This window comes from Pedobacter sp. NO84, from assembly GCF_059703915.1.
This window is the reverse complement of record NZ_AP046575.1, coordinates 3,988,650-4,004,691: the sequence shown is the minus strand read 5'-3', so window position 1 is coordinate 4,004,691 and position 16,042 is coordinate 3,988,650. Positions and strand designations below refer to the sequence as shown.

Here is a 16,042-nt window from a genome sequence, read left to right as displayed (position 1 = left end):
ATAGATGAGAATGTTCCATAAAGATAAAACTGAATTGGCGTATCTTGGGGTAGTCAATCCAATAGTATGAAAGCTGGTTTAAGAATACTTTTACTCATTTTAATTCCTTTTTCGGTAAGCGCTCAGAAAAATCGTTTTTTTGATGTAAAAGGTACAGAAATTATCGCTCCCAATGGCGAACCCATAGTTCTTAAAGGCACTAATTTAGGTAATTGGCTGGTCCCGGAAGGATACATGTTCAAATTTAAGGATGCCACTTCGCCAAGAAGAATTAATCAGGTGATAACCGAACTTATAGGACCCGATAAGGCCACTGTATTTTGGCAAAAATATTTAGATCAATACATTACCAAAGCAGACATCCACTATTTAAAACAAAGTGGGATGAACTCTATCCGTATCCCTTTTCACTATAAATTATTTACATCAGAAAGCTATTTGGGTGCCAATGACCCTGAGCGCGGATTTGTATTGTTAGATCGTGTAATCAAATGGTGCAAGGAAGAAAATCTGCCCGTGTTGTTAGACATGCACTGTGCACCTGGGGGACAAACGGGTGATAATATTGATGATAGTGACGGTTATCCTTTCTTGTTTGAAAATGAAAAAAGCCAAGAGCTAACAAAAAATATCTGGAAAAGGGTTGCTGCCCATTATAAAAATGAAACTGCAGTTATTGGATATGATCTGTTGAACGAGCCAATTGCCCATTATTTCGATACTAAAAAGTTAAATCCACTCCTTGAACCTTTATATAAAAGCATAACCTTAGCCGTAAGAGAGGTAGATAAAAATCATCTGATATTCTTAGGCGGAGCACAATGGGATTCGAATTTTAAAATTTTTAATGCTCCATTCGATAATAAACTAGTCTATACTTTCCACAAATACTGGACAGCCACTACCCAGGATGTAATCCAAGAATACCTTGATTTTAGCAAGAAATATAATGTGCCGATCTACGTGGGCGAAACAGGCGAAAATAAAGATCAGTGGATCCTAGAATTTAGAAATTTGTTGGAAAAAAATAACATCAGCTGGCATTTCTGGCCCTATAAAAAAATGGATGCCAAAAGTGGTATTGTTACTTTCCCAATTCCAGAGCATTATAATTTGGTAATTAAATACGCCGATCAGCCTAAATCAAGTTTTGCAGATCTAAGAAGATATGCGCCAGGAGATCGTAATCTGATCGAAATTGCTTTAAACAATTTATTAGCGCAATGTAGGTTCGAAAACTGCAGTACGAACGATGGTTACTTGAAGGCCCTTGGGCTGAAGGAAGGAAAGTAAATTGGTCCTATCACATTCACTAATAGCAATTCCAGACCTTCCGATAAACAAATAATGGTTAGGTCATAACAGAGATGAGATTGCTGTAATTTCTTTTGCGCATGTATTTCTGATTTAAGTGAAATATTACCTTTGGAAATAATACCTTTAAAAGCATTCTTTCCGGATCAAAATGGATTCTAAATTTGACGCATTAATTATCGGGGGCGGTTTAGGTGGTTTAACAACTGCTTTACATTTAAATAAAATGGGAAAGACAGTACTACTGCTTGAAAAAAATGGCTACCCTCACCATAAAGTTTGCGGAGAATACTTGTCGAACGAGATTATACCCTACTATAACTGGCTCGATATTGATCTCCAAGAGTTACATCCCACCCTTATCGATAAACTAGAAATAACTACTAAACGGGGCAAAAGAATAGTGGTTAAACTCCCCTTGGGTGGAATGGGAGTAAGCCGTTATGAGCTCGATTATTTATTATATAAAAAACTAATTGAAAGAGGGGGCTTGGTGGTTGAAGATACCGTAGACGAGGTATTATTTGAACACGATCAATTTATAGTACATACCAAACTTAACCATTCCTTTCGCTCCACCCAAGTAATTGGGGCCTACGGGAAACGATCTGCGATAGATATAAAGCTTGAGCGTGGATTTATAAGAGAAAAATCTTCATATTTGGCTGTTAAAGCCCATTATGAGGGAGACTTTCCTGATAATTTAGTAGCCTTACACAATTTTAATGGGGGTTACTGTGGCGTTTCCAAAGTAGAAAATGGAAAAATTAATATTTGTTACTTAGCAGATTATGATACTTTTAAACGATTCAAAAATTTAGCGGAGTATCAAAGAAGGGTGCTTTGTCAAAACAGATCGCTTCTGCAGGTGTTCACTAATTGCAAAATGGTGTTTGAAGAACCGTTAACAATAAGCCAGATTTCTTTCGCCAAGAAAGAAACTGTGCTAAATCATATCTTAATGATTGGGGATACCGCTGGGCTCATTCATCCACTATGTGGTAATGGAATGGCAATGGCTATTCATAGTGCAAAAATTTGTTCGGAATTAGTGGTCGATTTTTTTAACGGGCAGCTAAAAAATCGTGAAGAATTGGAGCATCGTTATATTAAATTATGGAATAAAAATTTTAAAGGGCGGTTAAAAATGGGTACTATTTTATCAATTTTATTGAAAAAAGAAAAGCTCGCCAACATTTTGCTAAATGCCTTGATTAGGATGCCTATTCTTTTAACCCATGCAATAAGAGCTACGCATGGCAAACCCATATTACCGATCAATAAATGAGCATAAACACTACCTATAGAAGTTCGGCTCCAGAGATAATGGACAATTTTAATATGGAGGGTGAAATCCTGAGGGATGCTTTGGATAAAATTGCGGCCATCAACCGGTTTTTAGGCGGCAATAATGCAACAGTTGAGGGCATAAAAACAGTAATCAAGAACAAACCTAAAGCACATCCTATACGTATTATAGATATAGGCTGTGGTAATGGGGATATGTTAAGAACATTGGCAGATTTTGCCTTAAAAAATAAGTTGAATTTCATACTGAAAGGTATTGATGCCAATAACTATACGGTAGAACATGCTAAAAATTTATCAATAAACTATCCCGAGATTAGTTATGAATGTAAAGATATCTTCAAAGAAGACATAGAAGAGTGTGAGATTATGTTATGCACTTTAACCTTGCACCACTTTAAAGATGAAGAAATATTGACCTTACTAGAAGGGTATAAAAAGAGCGCACTCATTGGTATTATCATTAATGATCTACAAAGAAGTGCTGTGGCTTATTACTTATTTACCGCCCTATGTTTTGTGTTCAGATTAAATAAAATGTCTAAGGATGATGGCTTAGTCTCTATATTAAGGGGATTTAAAAAAAATGATCTCGTGCGCTACTCGGAAAAATTAAAACTAACCTCGTTTACCATTAAGTGGAAATGGGCTTTTAGATACCAATGGATAATTAGGACAAGATGAGCGTAAAAGTAAAAGCAGTAAGCAAAGCACTACCCCAATATTCGAGAGCTACGGCCGAGATTATGCCGTTTCTGGATCTTTGGTTAAATGGACAGGAAGAACGCTTCATCAAAAAAGTAAAAAAAATATTCGAAAATGCTGCGGTGGATAGACGGTATTCGATCCTCTCCCCCGAAGCAGTTTTTAGTAGCCTATCTTTCGAGGAACGAAATGAAATATATGTGAAGGAAAGCATTAAACTAGGAGCTTCATGCCTAAATTCGGCCCTTGAAAAAGCATCCTGGCTGCCTGAAGACCTGGATTATATCATTACGGTAAGCTGCACGGGTATTATGATCCCCTCCCTAGATGCCTATTTAATTAATTCCTTAAAACTTAAACAGGATATTATCAGGCTTCCCGTTACAGAAATGGGCTGTGCAGCCGGTATTTCGGGAATGATCTATGCGAAGAATTTTTTGCAAGCCAACCCAGGGAAACGTGCAGCAGTAGTAGCGGTCGAATCGCCTACGGCTACCTTTCAGTTCAATGATTTTTCGATGGCCAATATTGTAAGTGCTGCCATCTTTGGCGACGGGGCCGCTTGCGTGCTAATGAGCTCGGACCCCAATGATGATGGCCCGGAATTAATTGCAGAAGAAATGTACCATTTTTATGATGCCGAGGAGATGATGGGCTTTAAATTAACCAATACCGGATTACAAATGGTTTTAGATCCCCAGGTTCCAGACACGATTGCTCAGCATTTCACATCCATTATTAACCCCTTTTTAGCTAAAAATGGACTTGAAATAGGTGATATCGATCATTTGATCTTTCACCCAGGGGGGAAAAAAATTGTACAATTGGTTGAATCACTATTTGGTGAAATGGGAAAAAACATTAATGATACGAAAGAAGTGCTGAGGTTGTATGGAAATATGTCAAGCGCTACGGTATTGTATGTGTTGGAACGATTTATGGATTCCGCTCCTAAAAAAGGAGAACGAGGGCTCATGCTTAGTTTTGGCCCGGGTTTTTCTGCACAAAGAATACTATTGCAATGGTAAAGATACATCAAGAAATACTGGACAAACTTCCTTACAGTAAACCTTTCCTTTTTGTTGATGACCTGCTATCAATAGATGAAAATGGTGCAATAGGCACCTATACTTATGAGGAGGATCTGGATTTTTATGAGGGGCATTTTAAAGATTTTCCTATCACTCCAGGAGTGATCCTAACCGAAACAATGGCCCAGATAGGCTTGGTGTGCCTGGGCATTTATTTACTTGGCCAAACTAGTGGAAATCTATCCTTTGCGATGACATCCACTCATATAGATTTTTTAAAGCCAGTTTATCCAAAAGAAAAAGTAACGGTAACAAGTAAAAAAATTTATTTTAGATTTAACAAACTAAGTTGTGAAGTAAAAATGGAAAATCAGCTAGGGGAAATTGTTTGCAAAGGAACTATTTCCGGAATGATAATCAATGGTATTAATGCATAATCGTGTTGTAATTACGGGTTTAGGAATAGTTTCGCCAAATGGGATAAATCTTAAACAGTTTAAAGAAGCTATAAAAAAGGGCAGTTCGGGAATTCGCCATGATCAACAACTAGAGGCATTAAAATTTTCTTGTCAAATTTCAGGAACACCTCAACTGAGCGACGAAATTATTCAAGCTTCGTTTACAGTACTTGAGCTTAAATCCATGGAAAGCACGGGGATCCTATATGGTGTGATTGCAGCATTAGAAGCCTGGAAAGATGCCGGATTAACTATACAGCAAAATGATGATCCAGATTGGGAAAGCGGTACCATCTTCGGCACGGGAACATCCGGAATAGACAAATTTAGGTCTTCTGTTTATAAAATAGACAATCTGGAGGTTCGAAAGCTGGGTAGTACGGCTGTGGCCCAGACAATGGCAAGTGGAGTAAGTGCCTACATTGGCGGAAAATTGGGATTGGGAAACCAAACCACTACCAACTCATCAGCTTGCATTACCGGAACAGAAAGTTTGTTGATGGCGTATGAACGAATAAAATTAGGGCAGGCAACCAGAATGCTGGCTGGTAGTACGAGTGATAGTGGTCCATATATATGGGGCGGTTTTGATGCGATGAAGGTCTGTACGTATAAGCACAACCAAGAACCAGAAAAGGGAAGTAGGCCTATGAGTGCAACCGCTAGTGGATTTGTACCTTCGAGTGGCGCAGGAGCTTTGTTGCTCGAATCTCTTGAAAGTGCCTTAAAAAGAGGAGCTAGGATTTATGCCGAAGTGTTAGGAGGAAATGTAAACTCTGGAGGCCAACGTGGATTGGGAACAATGACAGCTCCAAATCCTATAGCCGTTCAAAAATGCATTGCAACCGCCATTCGAAATGCAGGAATAACTGCAAAGGATATCGATTTGATTAATGGCCATTTAACCGCAACTTCAAAAGATTCGCTAGAAATTGAAAATTGGGCAAATGCACTTGGCCGGTCTGGCAAAGACTTTCCTTATATCAATTCGCTAAAAGGAATGATAGGCCATCCCTTAAGTGCAGCGGGAAGCATGGAATGTGTTGCCTCGGTTTTGCAATTAGCGGAGGGATTTATTTTTCCGAATATCAACTGTGAAGATCTACATCCTGAAATAAAAACTATAATCGATACAGATTGCATCCCCACCAAGGTATTATCAAAAGAACTTACTATTTTAGCAAAAGCCAATTTTGGTTTTGGCGATGTGAATGCCTGTATTATCTTTAAAAAATTTAAAAATGCCTAAACCGCTCATCATAGAAGACCTCAAAGAAATTATTAAACCTTATACCGATTGCAAAGAAGAAATCGACAATATGAGCGAGAATACCGATTTCTTAACTGATCTCAAAATCAATTCTGCCAATCTGGTTGATATTGTTTTAGACATTGAGGAGAAATTTGGAATAACTATCGACGACGCCTCAATGAACAAAATGCTGACGGTTAAAGCTACGGTTGCCATAATTGAAGAAAAATTAGCGGAGAATGCTGGGTAATGACCTAATCGATTTGCAAAAAGCTGCAATTGATAGCAATTGGGAAAGGAAAGGATATTTAGATAAGATTTTTTCGCATGAAGAAAAACTTCAGATCTTGAATTCGGAAAATCCTTCGATTCAGGTTTGGCTCTTTTGGAGCATGAAAGAAGCCGTGTACAAAATAATAAACAGGGAAACCGGGGTAAGATTTTACGCCCCTAAGGCATTTGACTGTAAAAATAGCTGTACAACGGCACTAAGTACTGGCAAAGTACATTATGATGGAAAAATCTATCTAACGCAAAGTACAATTACATCCAATTTTATCCATACCATAGCGCTTTCCCAAAAATCGGGCAACCTCGTAGGTTCTGTAGAACCTACGAGGTTGTCCTTTAGCGAAGTCGAGGTGCTTTATCTACCAAATACTACTTCTTATGTGGCAGATTTTAATTCAATTTCTACTCGCTACATATTAACAAAAAATGAACGCGGGATTCCAGAACTTACGCAAAGAAATTCAGGTTCAAAAAAGCTTATATCAATCAGCCATCATGGAAACTCTTTGGCGATTGCATGCTTGTTAACCGAAAACGGGTAATTGCCAACTGAGAACTGGAACTAATTACATTTCTTTTTTCAAGAACTTGCCTGTTAAACTAATGGGGTTTTGAATCAGGCCTTCTGGTGTTCCTTCAAAAATAATCCTACCTCCGCCGGCTCCCCCTTCCTCACCAAGATCAATTACCCAATCTGCTACTTTAACCACATCTAGATTATGTTCGATCACCAAAACGGTATTTCCTTTTTCAACCAGCTCATTTAAAACACCTAGCAATACATTAATATCTTCAAAATGTAGGCCTGTAGTAGGTTCATCAAGGATATAAAATGTTTTTCCTGTATCTTTTTTTGATAATTCGGTGGCCAGCTTAACGCGTTGGGCCTCTCCTCCTGATAGCGTTGTAGACGACTGTCCCAATCGGATATAACCCAAACCTACATCGTTCAATGTCTTAATCTTACGGTAAATCGCAGGCATCTGCTCAAAGAAAACACAGGCCTCCTCGATACTCATATCCAACACATCGCTAATGGATTTTCCTCGATAACGAACTTCCAGGGTTTCTCTATTGTACCTTCTTCCTCCACATTCTTCACAGGGCACAGCTACATCAGGCAGAAAGTTCATTTCAATTACCTTCATTCCAGCACCTTGACAGGTTTCACACCTTCCTCCTTTTACGTTAAACGAAAAACGACCAGGTTTATAGCCACGGATTTTCGCTTCAGGTAAGAGTACAAATAGGTTACGGATATCAGAAAAAACTCCCGTATAAGTTGATGGGTTGGACCTTGGTGTACGACCAATTGGCGCTTGATCAATCTCGATTACCTTATCAATTTCTTTTAGTCCATTAATTTTTTCGTATGGGAGGGGATGTTTTTTGGCTCTAAAAAAATGATGGTTTAAAATTGGATATAATGTTTCTGTAATCAAACTGGACTTACCGCTCCCCGAAACTCCCGTTACGGCAATAAATTTACCCAAAGGGAAGTCGACCGAAACATCTTTAAGGTTATGTCCGCTTGCTTTGATGATTGAAAGCTTATGACCATTTCCTTTTCGGCGTTTTTTTGGCACTACTATTCCCTTCTTACCATTCAAATAAGCAGCGGTAAGCGTTCCCGATTTTAAAATTTGTGCCGGGGTTCCCTGAGCTACAATTTCGCCACCGTGTACCCCAGCTGCCGGACCTATATCAATAACATGATCGGCCTCTAAGATCATTTCCTTATCGTGCTCTACCACGAGAACGGTATTACCCAAATCCCTTAAATTTTTAAGTGCACCAATTAAGCGTTCGTTGTCTCTTTGGTGCAAACCTATACTTGGCTCGTCTAAAATGTACATCACGTTCATTAATTGCGAACCAATTTGGGTAGCCAAACGGATGCGTTGCGCTTCGCCGCCAGAAAGAGTACGGGCTGTACGATCTAGTGAGAGGTAGTTTAACCCAACATCCGTTAAAAAACCGATGCGGGCCCTAATCTCTTTTAGAATTTCTTTGGCAATGGTATTCTGACGATCGTTCAGCCTCGTTTCAACGTTTGCAAACCAGGTTTTTAAACTGAAGATATCCATTTCTGCCAATTCAAAGATGTTTTTACCATCCACTTTAAAATGGAGGCTTTCCTGCTTTAAACGAGCTCCATTGCAAACTGGGCAAGTTTTTAACTTTCTGAACGCATCCATATCATCCGCGTTTGCGGTATCACTTCGGCGGTCTTGCTGCTCTTCTAAAAGTTTAATAATTCCATCAAAGGTTATCTGATAGTTTTGTACGTTCCATTTATTGTATTCAACAGCTACGCTTAATAGTTCATGGCTGCCATTCAAGATGATGTCTATATTTTCATCGCCCAACTTTTCTAAAGGCGTTGATAGTGAAAAGTTATATTTTTTGGCAAGGGCTTTCAATACTTGGAACATCCAAACATCACGGTATTCTCCCAAAGGAGCCAGTCCACCATTGATAATGCTTAATTTAAGGTTTGGCATTACCGAATCCTTATCCACTACAAAGATATACCCCAATCCATCGCAACGTCCGCATGCGCCATAAGGCGAATTAAAAGAGAAACTGTTGGGTTGTGGCTCATCGTAAGAAATACCTGTTGTTGGGCACATCAAGAATTTGCTAAAATGGGATACATTATTATCCTTATCGCTAATCTTGATAATTCCCTTCCCTGATCGCATCGCCGTTTGAATGCTATCCACCAAACGTTTATGATCTTTCTTATCTATAATCAATCGGTCGACCACAATTTCGATATCGTGAATTTTGTATCGATCTACTTGCATTTTAGCTACTAAATCCTGAATTTCGCCATCAATACGAACTTTTACATAGCCCTGCTTGCGAATTTGCTCGAAAAGTTCACGATAATGCCCCTTCCTACCTTTTACTACAGGTGCCAGGATATTTACTGGGATGCCATTAAACTTATTGTAGATGTTTTTGAGGATCTGGTCTTCGCTCATACGTTCCATTTTCTCTCCGGTATTGTAAGAAAAGGCATCCGCTACGCGAGCATAGAGCAAACGCATGAAATCGTAAATTTCTGTAATGGTACCCACTGTAGAACGTGGATTTTTACTCGTGGTTTTTTGCTCAATGGCAATCACTGGACTCAGTCCAGAAACTTTATCGACATCCGGGCGCTCCATCCCTCCCATAAACTGACGAGAATAGGCGCTAAATGTTTCCATATAGCGGCGTTGGCCCTCTGCATAAATGGTATCGAAAGCTAGAGACGACTTTCCGCTACCACTTAAACCAGTAATCACCACTAATTGGTTACGGGGGAAACTAACATCAATATTTTTAAGATTATGCACCCTGGCTCCATACACTTCTACATCTTTTTGTTCGCCCAGGTCAACGTTCTTTTCGCTCATAAATTTCTCGGTTCTCGCTATTAAAAACAGCCTGCAAAAATAAGGATTTTTAAGTTAAAAAGCTAAGAAGTTACTCATCTGATGACTCTTAGTCATCAGATGAGTTCCGATGAGTCATCCGATGACTAGATAAATTTGGAACGCAAGAAAATTAAGGATAGTTTTGAAGGAGAAATGCAACTAAATAAAATGCATTATTTTTAAGGATTAGCCAATCAAATTATGATTATTGAACCAAGAATGCGAGGATTTATCTGTTTAACTGCACACCCAAAAGGTGCGGAGCAAAACATGGTCAATCAAATCAACTATATCAAATCTAAAGGACCTATTAATGGACCAAAAAAAGTACTGGTAATTGGTGCTTCTACAGGCTTTGGGATGGCGTCGAGAATTACGAGCGCTTTCGGATCAGAAGCAGCTACTATTGGGGTTTATTTCGAAAAACCGCCAAAAGAAGGAAAAACTGCCTCTCCTGGATGGTATAATACCGCAGCTTTTGAAACCGAAGCCCAAAAAGCCGGACTATATGCAAAAAGCATTAATGGTGATGCATTTTCTAATGAAGTGAAACAACAAACCATCGACCTGATAAAAGCAGATCTTGGTAAGATTGACCTCGTAATCTATAGCTTGGCTTCTCCTGTTAGAACCAATCCAGCTACTGGCATTACGCATCGTTCAACACTTAAACCAATTGGCGGAGCATTTAGTGATAAAACGGTCGATTTTCATACGGGAATTGTTTCAGAAGTAACTATAGAGCCTGCAAACGAAGAAGAAATAGAAAATACAGTTGCCGTTATGGGGGGCGAAGATTGGGAAATGTGGATTGATGCTTTAAAGAAAGAAGGTCTACTGGCCGATGGATTTACAACGGTTGCCTATTCTTATATTGGCCCAGCTGTAACCGAAGCGGTGTATCGCAAAGGAACTATCGGAAGAGCTAAAGATCATCTAGAAGCAACTGCGTTTACCATTACCGATAAGTTAAAAGAAGTAAACGGAAAAGCTTACGTTTCAGTTAACAAAGCTTTGGTAACACAGGCAAGTTCGGCCATTCCAGTTATTCCTTTGTACATTTCGCTGTTATACAAAATAATGAAGGAAGAAGGAATTCATGAAGGCTGTATCGAACAGATCCAACGTTTGTTCCAAAAGAGATTATATACCGGCGATGCTGTTCCTGTTGATGAGAAGGGAAGGATTAGGATTGATGATTGGGAAATGCGTGATGATGTTCAGGCTAAGGTAGCAGCATTATGGAAAGAAGCAACCACAGAAAATTTACCTTCAATTGGCGATCTAGCTGGATACAAGAGCGACTTTTTGAATTTATTTGGCTTTGATGTAGCGGGAGTTGACTATACTACCGACACCAATGAAATGGTTGAGGTGCCGGGATTGGTTGAGCCAAAAGTGGATTAGCTATGGTGAATTTAACAATTAGCTAATTAGTACATTCACTAATTAGCTAATTTTTAGTCCCAACTAATAGTTGTCTCGTTCTCAGTAGGATGGCCTGTGCAAACCAGCACCCTACCCTTCGCTATTTCATCATCGGTTAGCACTTCGTTATAGTCCATGCGTACGCCACCTTTTATACAGGTTGCGGTGCAAGTGCTGCACACGCCCCCGCTACAACTATAAGGCAGATTGATTTTATTCTCGAGTGCCACCTCTAAAATCCTTTTGGGATAGGGCACCATTAAATGATGAATTTTTCCTCTGAAATGCAGGTTCACGGTATAATTACTGGTATCTTTTACTTTTTCGGTTGCATCATCTTCATCAAGCTCATCTTCTGGTGGTGCGAAAGTCTCCCTCTTTATTTGTGCTGGTGCAAAACCGGCACCGAGGAGCGTAATCTTGCACACATCCATGTAATCATATGGCCCGCACAGGTAAAAAAGTGCATCTTTCTTATCAAAACTCATTAATTCTTTTACCAATTGGTTAATAAGGAAACCGTTTAACCTAGCGCGTAACAAGTTTTTCGAGTTGCTATATAAATGCACTACCTTCAACCTACCGGGATAATTAGACTCCCATTTGGCAAGTTCGTTTGAGAAAAGTGTATCATCCGCAGATCTACTGCTGTAAACCAGCACTATTTTAGAGTTAATTTCGGCTATCAATGCTGTTTTAAGAATAGAAAAAAGAGGAGTGATCCCTACCCCTGCCCCAAACAAAAAAACAGTTCTTTTAATTTCACGGTGTGGATGATAGACAAATTGTCCGTTGGGAACTGCTATGGAGACAATATCGTTTATAGCAAGCTGATGATGGATAAACCTTGAAATTTCGCCATTCTCAACCAGCTTAACCGCTATCGAAATGGCTTTATCTGCTTCTGGAGAACTACAGAACGAATAAGATCTTCGCAATTCTTTTCCGCCTACCTCAAAGATCAAGGTTAAAAATTGCCCTGAACTATAGTTAAGCTTTTCACCATCGATAGTTTCAAAACTGATTTTGATAACTTCAGCCGGTTGTTTCTCTACCGCAATTACACGAAGTTTCTGAAAGCTCATGAGACAAACTTAAACTTAAACTTACGAAGTTTAAAAAACTTCGTAAGTTTTTAAGTTATTCTACTGTTGAGGGAGTAGTAGCGGTATAAGCTATTAAAGCTTTTTGACTGGTATAACCGTTTCGAACTGGGTTTTCCATAATTTCTTTCATTGAAATTAGTTTGTAAACATAACCTCCTGTTTCGCGGTTTAATTTCATTTTGAAATAATTATCTTGATTTTGCTTGTTGATCTGTCTTTTCATATGTACGTCGCCTACATTATAAGCGGCGGCTACCAAAGCCCAGTTATCAAAAATGGCATAGAGCTCCTTAATGTACTTACAGGCTGCAATGGTCGATTTTTTCAAATTTTTCCTTTCATCAACCCTACTATTAACTTTTAAACCATAGGTACGAGCGGTGCCTGGCATAAATTGCCAATATCCCGATGCCCCTTTTGGAGAAGTACCACTTTGTAGACCTGATTCGACTAAGGGCATATATTTAAAATCATTCGGGATACCATAGGCAGCTAAAATAGGTTCGATAACAGGGAACCATTCGGCAGCTTTTCGATGTAAACGATTTGTTTGCAGTTTGCGAAAGGCATATGAAGCTAATATTTTCCTCATTTTGCCGTTAACCCGAGCATCGCCCAATGGCAATGTTTCGTCCGCAAATTCTAGTTGAGCTATGGTAAATGCTGGCTCTTCAGCGTCTTTAACTATAGTGGTGAGATTGTTGTTCTTTAGATCTTTTTTTAATGTTGGTACTGTGTAAGCAAACACTTTTGCCATAACCAGTAATGTTAAAATTACCGTACATGGAATGAGGTGTTTCTTTATCATCTTCCTCCTTTTTTTGGTGAACAAATATAATTGGTTTTGCAAAGGTACAATACATTTATCTAATTATCAAATAGTTACGGATTTTTCGGTCAAAAACAAGGTTTAAACGGTTTAAACCGTGATTTCATTTTGTTCATTTTACCCTAAATTTTAAAACCTACATTGCCCTAATTTTGTTACCTTTGCAACCGCATATTTTATGCGAACAAAAAGTTTAAGGGATGAAAGACAATAAAAGGAACAGTCGTGATGACAAGTCCAAACCGGGCGAAAAACGTACAAGCAGAAGACCTGCTGGCACCGATAAACCCAAAAGCCGATATGGCAGCAATGAAGGCAGTAGCAGCGCTGGATTTGAAAAACGAGAAGATAAAGACAGCAAAAGACCTGCCTTTACAAAATCAGAGGGCTCGACCTTTAAACCCAGAGCATCAAGAAATGGCGATTCGAAGCCATACACATCAAGACCATCTTCTGGAAAGGATTTCAAGGCAAGAACTGGTAAAGAAGGTGGAGCAAGAGAAGATAGGCCTAGAACATCCAGAGATGGAGATTCGAAACCTTACAGTGCGAGGCCCGCTACGGGAAAAGATTATAAACCTAGAACTGAAGCCAACGAAAAAGGTGGTTTTAAACCTTGGGAGAAAAAAGAAAGTGGTAATTCGGGCTACAAACCTAGAGCCTTTAAAGAAGGTAGTTCAAAAGAAGATAGTACTGAAGGAAAACGGAGCTACGTTAAAAAAGACAATTACGCAACTGGTGGTGATCAACCAAAATTTGCAGCAAAAAAAGGAGGGGTCTCTAGAAGTACAGATAGCCGTCCTTATAGAAAAAGAGAAGAAGGCGATGCCAAACGTCCAGACCGTGGAGAACGCGTTGCCCCTGCAACCAGAGCAAGGAAAATTCAAGAACCCGTAGATGACGGTTTAATCCGCCTCAATCGGTATATCGCTAACTCTGGTATTTGCTCCCGTAGAAAAGCCGACGAACTGATAGAAGCTGGAGTAATTTCGGTTAATGGAGTACCAGTTTCAGAACTTGGTCATAAAATTGATCCTTATAAAGATGAAGTGCGCTACAACGGGGAATTGTTGAAACGCGAAAAGAAAGTGTATGTACTTTTAAATAAACCTAAAGATTATATCACTACAACAGATGATCCGCAAGAGCGTAGAACGGTGATGCAATTGGTTGAGAAGGCAAGTCGCGAACGAATTTATCCGGTAGGCCGCCTGGACAGAAATACTACAGGGTTATTGTTAATGACAAATGATGGCGAATTGGCCGATAAGCTTTCACATCCAAAAAATGGCATTACTAAAATTTATCATGTAGAACTGAGCAAGAATTTAAGCCAGGGCGATTTTAACAAGATCCAATTTGGTTTAGAGCTAGAAGATGGACTGATTAAACCCGATAACATCTCGTATGTTACTGGAGCGAGCAAAAAAGAAGTGGGCATCCAAATACATAGTGGAAAAAATAGAATTGTACGCAGAATATTCGAGCATTTGGGTTATGATGTGGTAAAACTAGACCGTGTAGTTTACGGCAATCTTACCAAAAAAGATTTGCCACGTGGCAGATGGAGGTTTTTGGAAGAGCATGAACTGATCCAGATTAAGCATTTGATAAAGTAGGGCGCTGAGCGTTTGGCGGAAGCGTTGAGCGGTAAGCGTTAGATTATTAGAGTCTCCAACATTCGTTCGGAGACTTTTTTACTTGGGCTCTTATCGCTTTGCGTTTCTTTCCGTATTTTGCAGTTTAAAAATTTGGATATGAAAAAATTAATTCCCTTTCTCCTAGCTTTATTTGCAGTTATCCAACTCCGAGCGCAATCCACCAAGCTCCTTATTGGCACCTATACCAATGGCGGAAAAAGTGAAGGGATTTACAGTTATGATTTTAATGGAAAAACGGCAGAAACCACGCTTTTAAGTGTAACTAAGACCGTTAATCCGAGTTATTTGACAATTAGTGCAGATAAAAGAAATGTGTATGCTGTAAACGAGGATGGGAAGAATAGTGCGGTGAGTTCTTATAGTTTTAATGCTAGAAAGGGAACACTAAGTTTTGTTGATAAGAAGCAAACAGCAGGTGCAGATCCTTGCTACATAACTACCAATGGTAATCAGATCATTCTGGCAAACTATTCTGGCGGAAGCGTTGAAGTTTTTTATACAAGTGTTTATGGTAAATTTTTGGCCCCTAAACAACTGATACAGCATACGGGTAAAAGTATCGATCTTAAAAGACAATTAAGCGCCCATGTTCATCAAGTGCAGCTAACTCCCGACAAAAAATACCTGATGGTTACCGATCTTGGCGAGGATCAGATTTATAGTTATAGCTTTGCACATTCGCACGCAAGAGAATTAATCCTTGAAAAGGTAATCAAAACCAATCCAGGAACAGGCCCTCGCCATCTTTCCTTTTCACCGAACGGAAAATTCGCCTATTTAGCACACGAATTTAATGGGAGTATTACTGTTTTTGCCTATCAAAACGGGAATTTAAATAAACTTCAAGAAGTAACTTCTACCCCACCCAATTTTACCGGTAAAGTAGATGGTGCCGATATTCATGTTTCAGCAGATGGGAAATTTCTTTATGAAACCAATCGCGGCGATGCCAATACCATTTCTACCTTCGAAATACTAGAAACAGGCTTATTAAAACACATAGAAACCATATCTACATTAGGAAAGGGCCCAAGAAATTTCGTAATTGCTCCGAATGGTAATTTTTTATTGGTAGCGCATCAATACTCCAATGATGTAGTTATTTTTAGTCGCGATAAATTAACAGGCACATTGAAAGATACGGGCAAGAGAATTGCTGTTGGTGCACCAGTATGTTTAATTTTTGATAAGTAGGTTATGGAAAACCTATATTTTTTTCATCCTCTTTAAA

14 protein-coding genes are annotated in these 16,042 nt (G+C 39.1%); 11 read left to right on the top strand and 3 right to left on the bottom strand.

Features of this window, described 5'->3' with window-relative positions; translation table 11 throughout:
• Positions 1-66: 66 nt before the first annotated feature.
• From AC6H0V_RS17710 to AC6H0V_RS17675, 8 genes are all read left to right on the top strand, one after another.
• Complete coding sequence (locus AC6H0V_RS17710; protein ID WP_497561535.1) at positions 67-1,293, top strand: glycoside hydrolase family 5 protein; 1,227 nt, start codon at positions 67-69, stop codon at positions 1,291-1,293.
• A 172-nt stretch (positions 1,294-1,465) separates the two neighbouring features.
• Positions 1,466-2,602 (top strand): NAD(P)/FAD-dependent oxidoreductase, encoded by a 1,137-nt coding sequence (locus AC6H0V_RS17705; protein WP_497561534.1) that lies wholly within the window; start codon positions 1,466-1,468, stop codon positions 2,600-2,602.
• Entirely contained in the window at positions 2,599-3,306 is a 708-nt protein-coding gene (locus tag AC6H0V_RS17700; protein WP_497561533.1) for a methyltransferase domain-containing protein, read from the top strand. The genes AC6H0V_RS17705 and AC6H0V_RS17700 overlap by 4 nt, the downstream gene beginning before the upstream one ends.
• Positions 3,303-4,355, top strand: coding sequence for a type III polyketide synthase (locus AC6H0V_RS17695; protein WP_497561532.1), 1,053 nt, complete (start codon positions 3,303-3,305; stop codon positions 4,353-4,355). Before AC6H0V_RS17700 ends, AC6H0V_RS17695 begins: the two co-directional genes overlap by 4 nt.
• Complete coding sequence (locus tag AC6H0V_RS17690; RefSeq protein WP_497561531.1) at positions 4,349-4,795, top strand: 3-hydroxyacyl-ACP dehydratase FabZ family protein; 447 nt, start codon at positions 4,349-4,351, stop codon at positions 4,793-4,795. Before AC6H0V_RS17695 ends, AC6H0V_RS17690 begins: the two co-directional genes overlap by 7 nt.
• Positions 4,788-6,065, top strand: a complete 1,278-nt coding sequence (locus AC6H0V_RS17685; protein ID WP_497561530.1) for a beta-ketoacyl-[acyl-carrier-protein] synthase family protein — start codon at positions 4,788-4,790, stop codon at positions 6,063-6,065. The genes AC6H0V_RS17690 and AC6H0V_RS17685 overlap by 8 nt, the downstream gene beginning before the upstream one ends.
• Positions 6,058-6,318 (top strand): acyl carrier protein, encoded by a 261-nt coding sequence (locus tag AC6H0V_RS17680; protein ID WP_497561529.1) that lies wholly within the window; start codon positions 6,058-6,060, stop codon positions 6,316-6,318. Before AC6H0V_RS17685 ends, AC6H0V_RS17680 begins: the two co-directional genes overlap by 8 nt.
• The gene (locus tag AC6H0V_RS17675; protein ID WP_497561528.1) at positions 6,308-6,901 is read left to right on the top strand and encodes a 4'-phosphopantetheinyl transferase family protein; all 594 of its coding nucleotides are present in this window, start codon (positions 6,308-6,310) and stop codon (positions 6,899-6,901) included. Before AC6H0V_RS17680 ends, AC6H0V_RS17675 begins: the two co-directional genes overlap by 11 nt.
• Positions 6,902-6,925: 24 nt before the next feature.
• Here AC6H0V_RS17675 and uvrA read toward each other — a convergent pair whose 3' ends face one another.
• Positions 6,926-9,766, bottom strand: coding sequence for an excinuclease ABC subunit UvrA (uvrA, locus tag AC6H0V_RS17670; protein ID WP_497561527.1), 2,841 nt, complete (start codon positions 9,764-9,766; stop codon positions 6,926-6,928).
• A gap of 222 nt (positions 9,767-9,988) precedes the next feature.
• On the opposite strand from uvrA, the gene fabV reads away from it, so the two are divergent.
• The gene (fabV, locus tag AC6H0V_RS17665; protein ID WP_497561526.1) at positions 9,989-11,194 is read left to right on the top strand and encodes an enoyl-ACP reductase FabV; all 1,206 of its coding nucleotides are present in this window, start codon (positions 9,989-9,991) and stop codon (positions 11,192-11,194) included.
• A 53-nt stretch (positions 11,195-11,247) separates the two neighbouring features.
• Here fabV and AC6H0V_RS17660 read toward each other — a convergent pair whose 3' ends face one another.
• Both AC6H0V_RS17660 and AC6H0V_RS17655 read right to left on the bottom strand, forming a co-directional pair.
• The gene (locus tag AC6H0V_RS17660; RefSeq protein WP_497561525.1) at positions 11,248-12,300 is read right to left on the bottom strand and encodes a 2Fe-2S iron-sulfur cluster-binding protein; all 1,053 of its coding nucleotides are present in this window, start codon (positions 12,298-12,300) and stop codon (positions 11,248-11,250) included.
• A gap of 55 nt (positions 12,301-12,355) precedes the next feature.
• Positions 12,356-13,129, bottom strand: a complete 774-nt coding sequence (locus AC6H0V_RS17655) for a lytic transglycosylase domain-containing protein (protein ID WP_497561524.1) — start codon at positions 13,127-13,129, stop codon at positions 12,356-12,358.
• A gap of 221 nt (positions 13,130-13,350) precedes the next feature.
• Between AC6H0V_RS17655 and AC6H0V_RS17650 the strand changes: the two genes are divergently transcribed.
• Together AC6H0V_RS17650 and AC6H0V_RS17645 are read left to right on the top strand one after the other, a co-directional pair.
• A complete protein-coding gene (locus tag AC6H0V_RS17650) occupies positions 13,351-14,769 on the top strand; it encodes a pseudouridine synthase (RefSeq protein WP_497561523.1) in 1,419 nt (472 codons plus the stop codon).
• 138 nt (positions 14,770-14,907) lie between these two features.
• On the top strand, positions 14,908-16,005 hold the full coding sequence (locus AC6H0V_RS17645) for a lactonase family protein (RefSeq protein ID WP_497561522.1): 1,098 nt from the start codon (positions 14,908-14,910) through the stop codon (positions 16,003-16,005).
• The last annotated feature ends 37 nt before the right edge of the window (positions 16,006-16,042 follow it).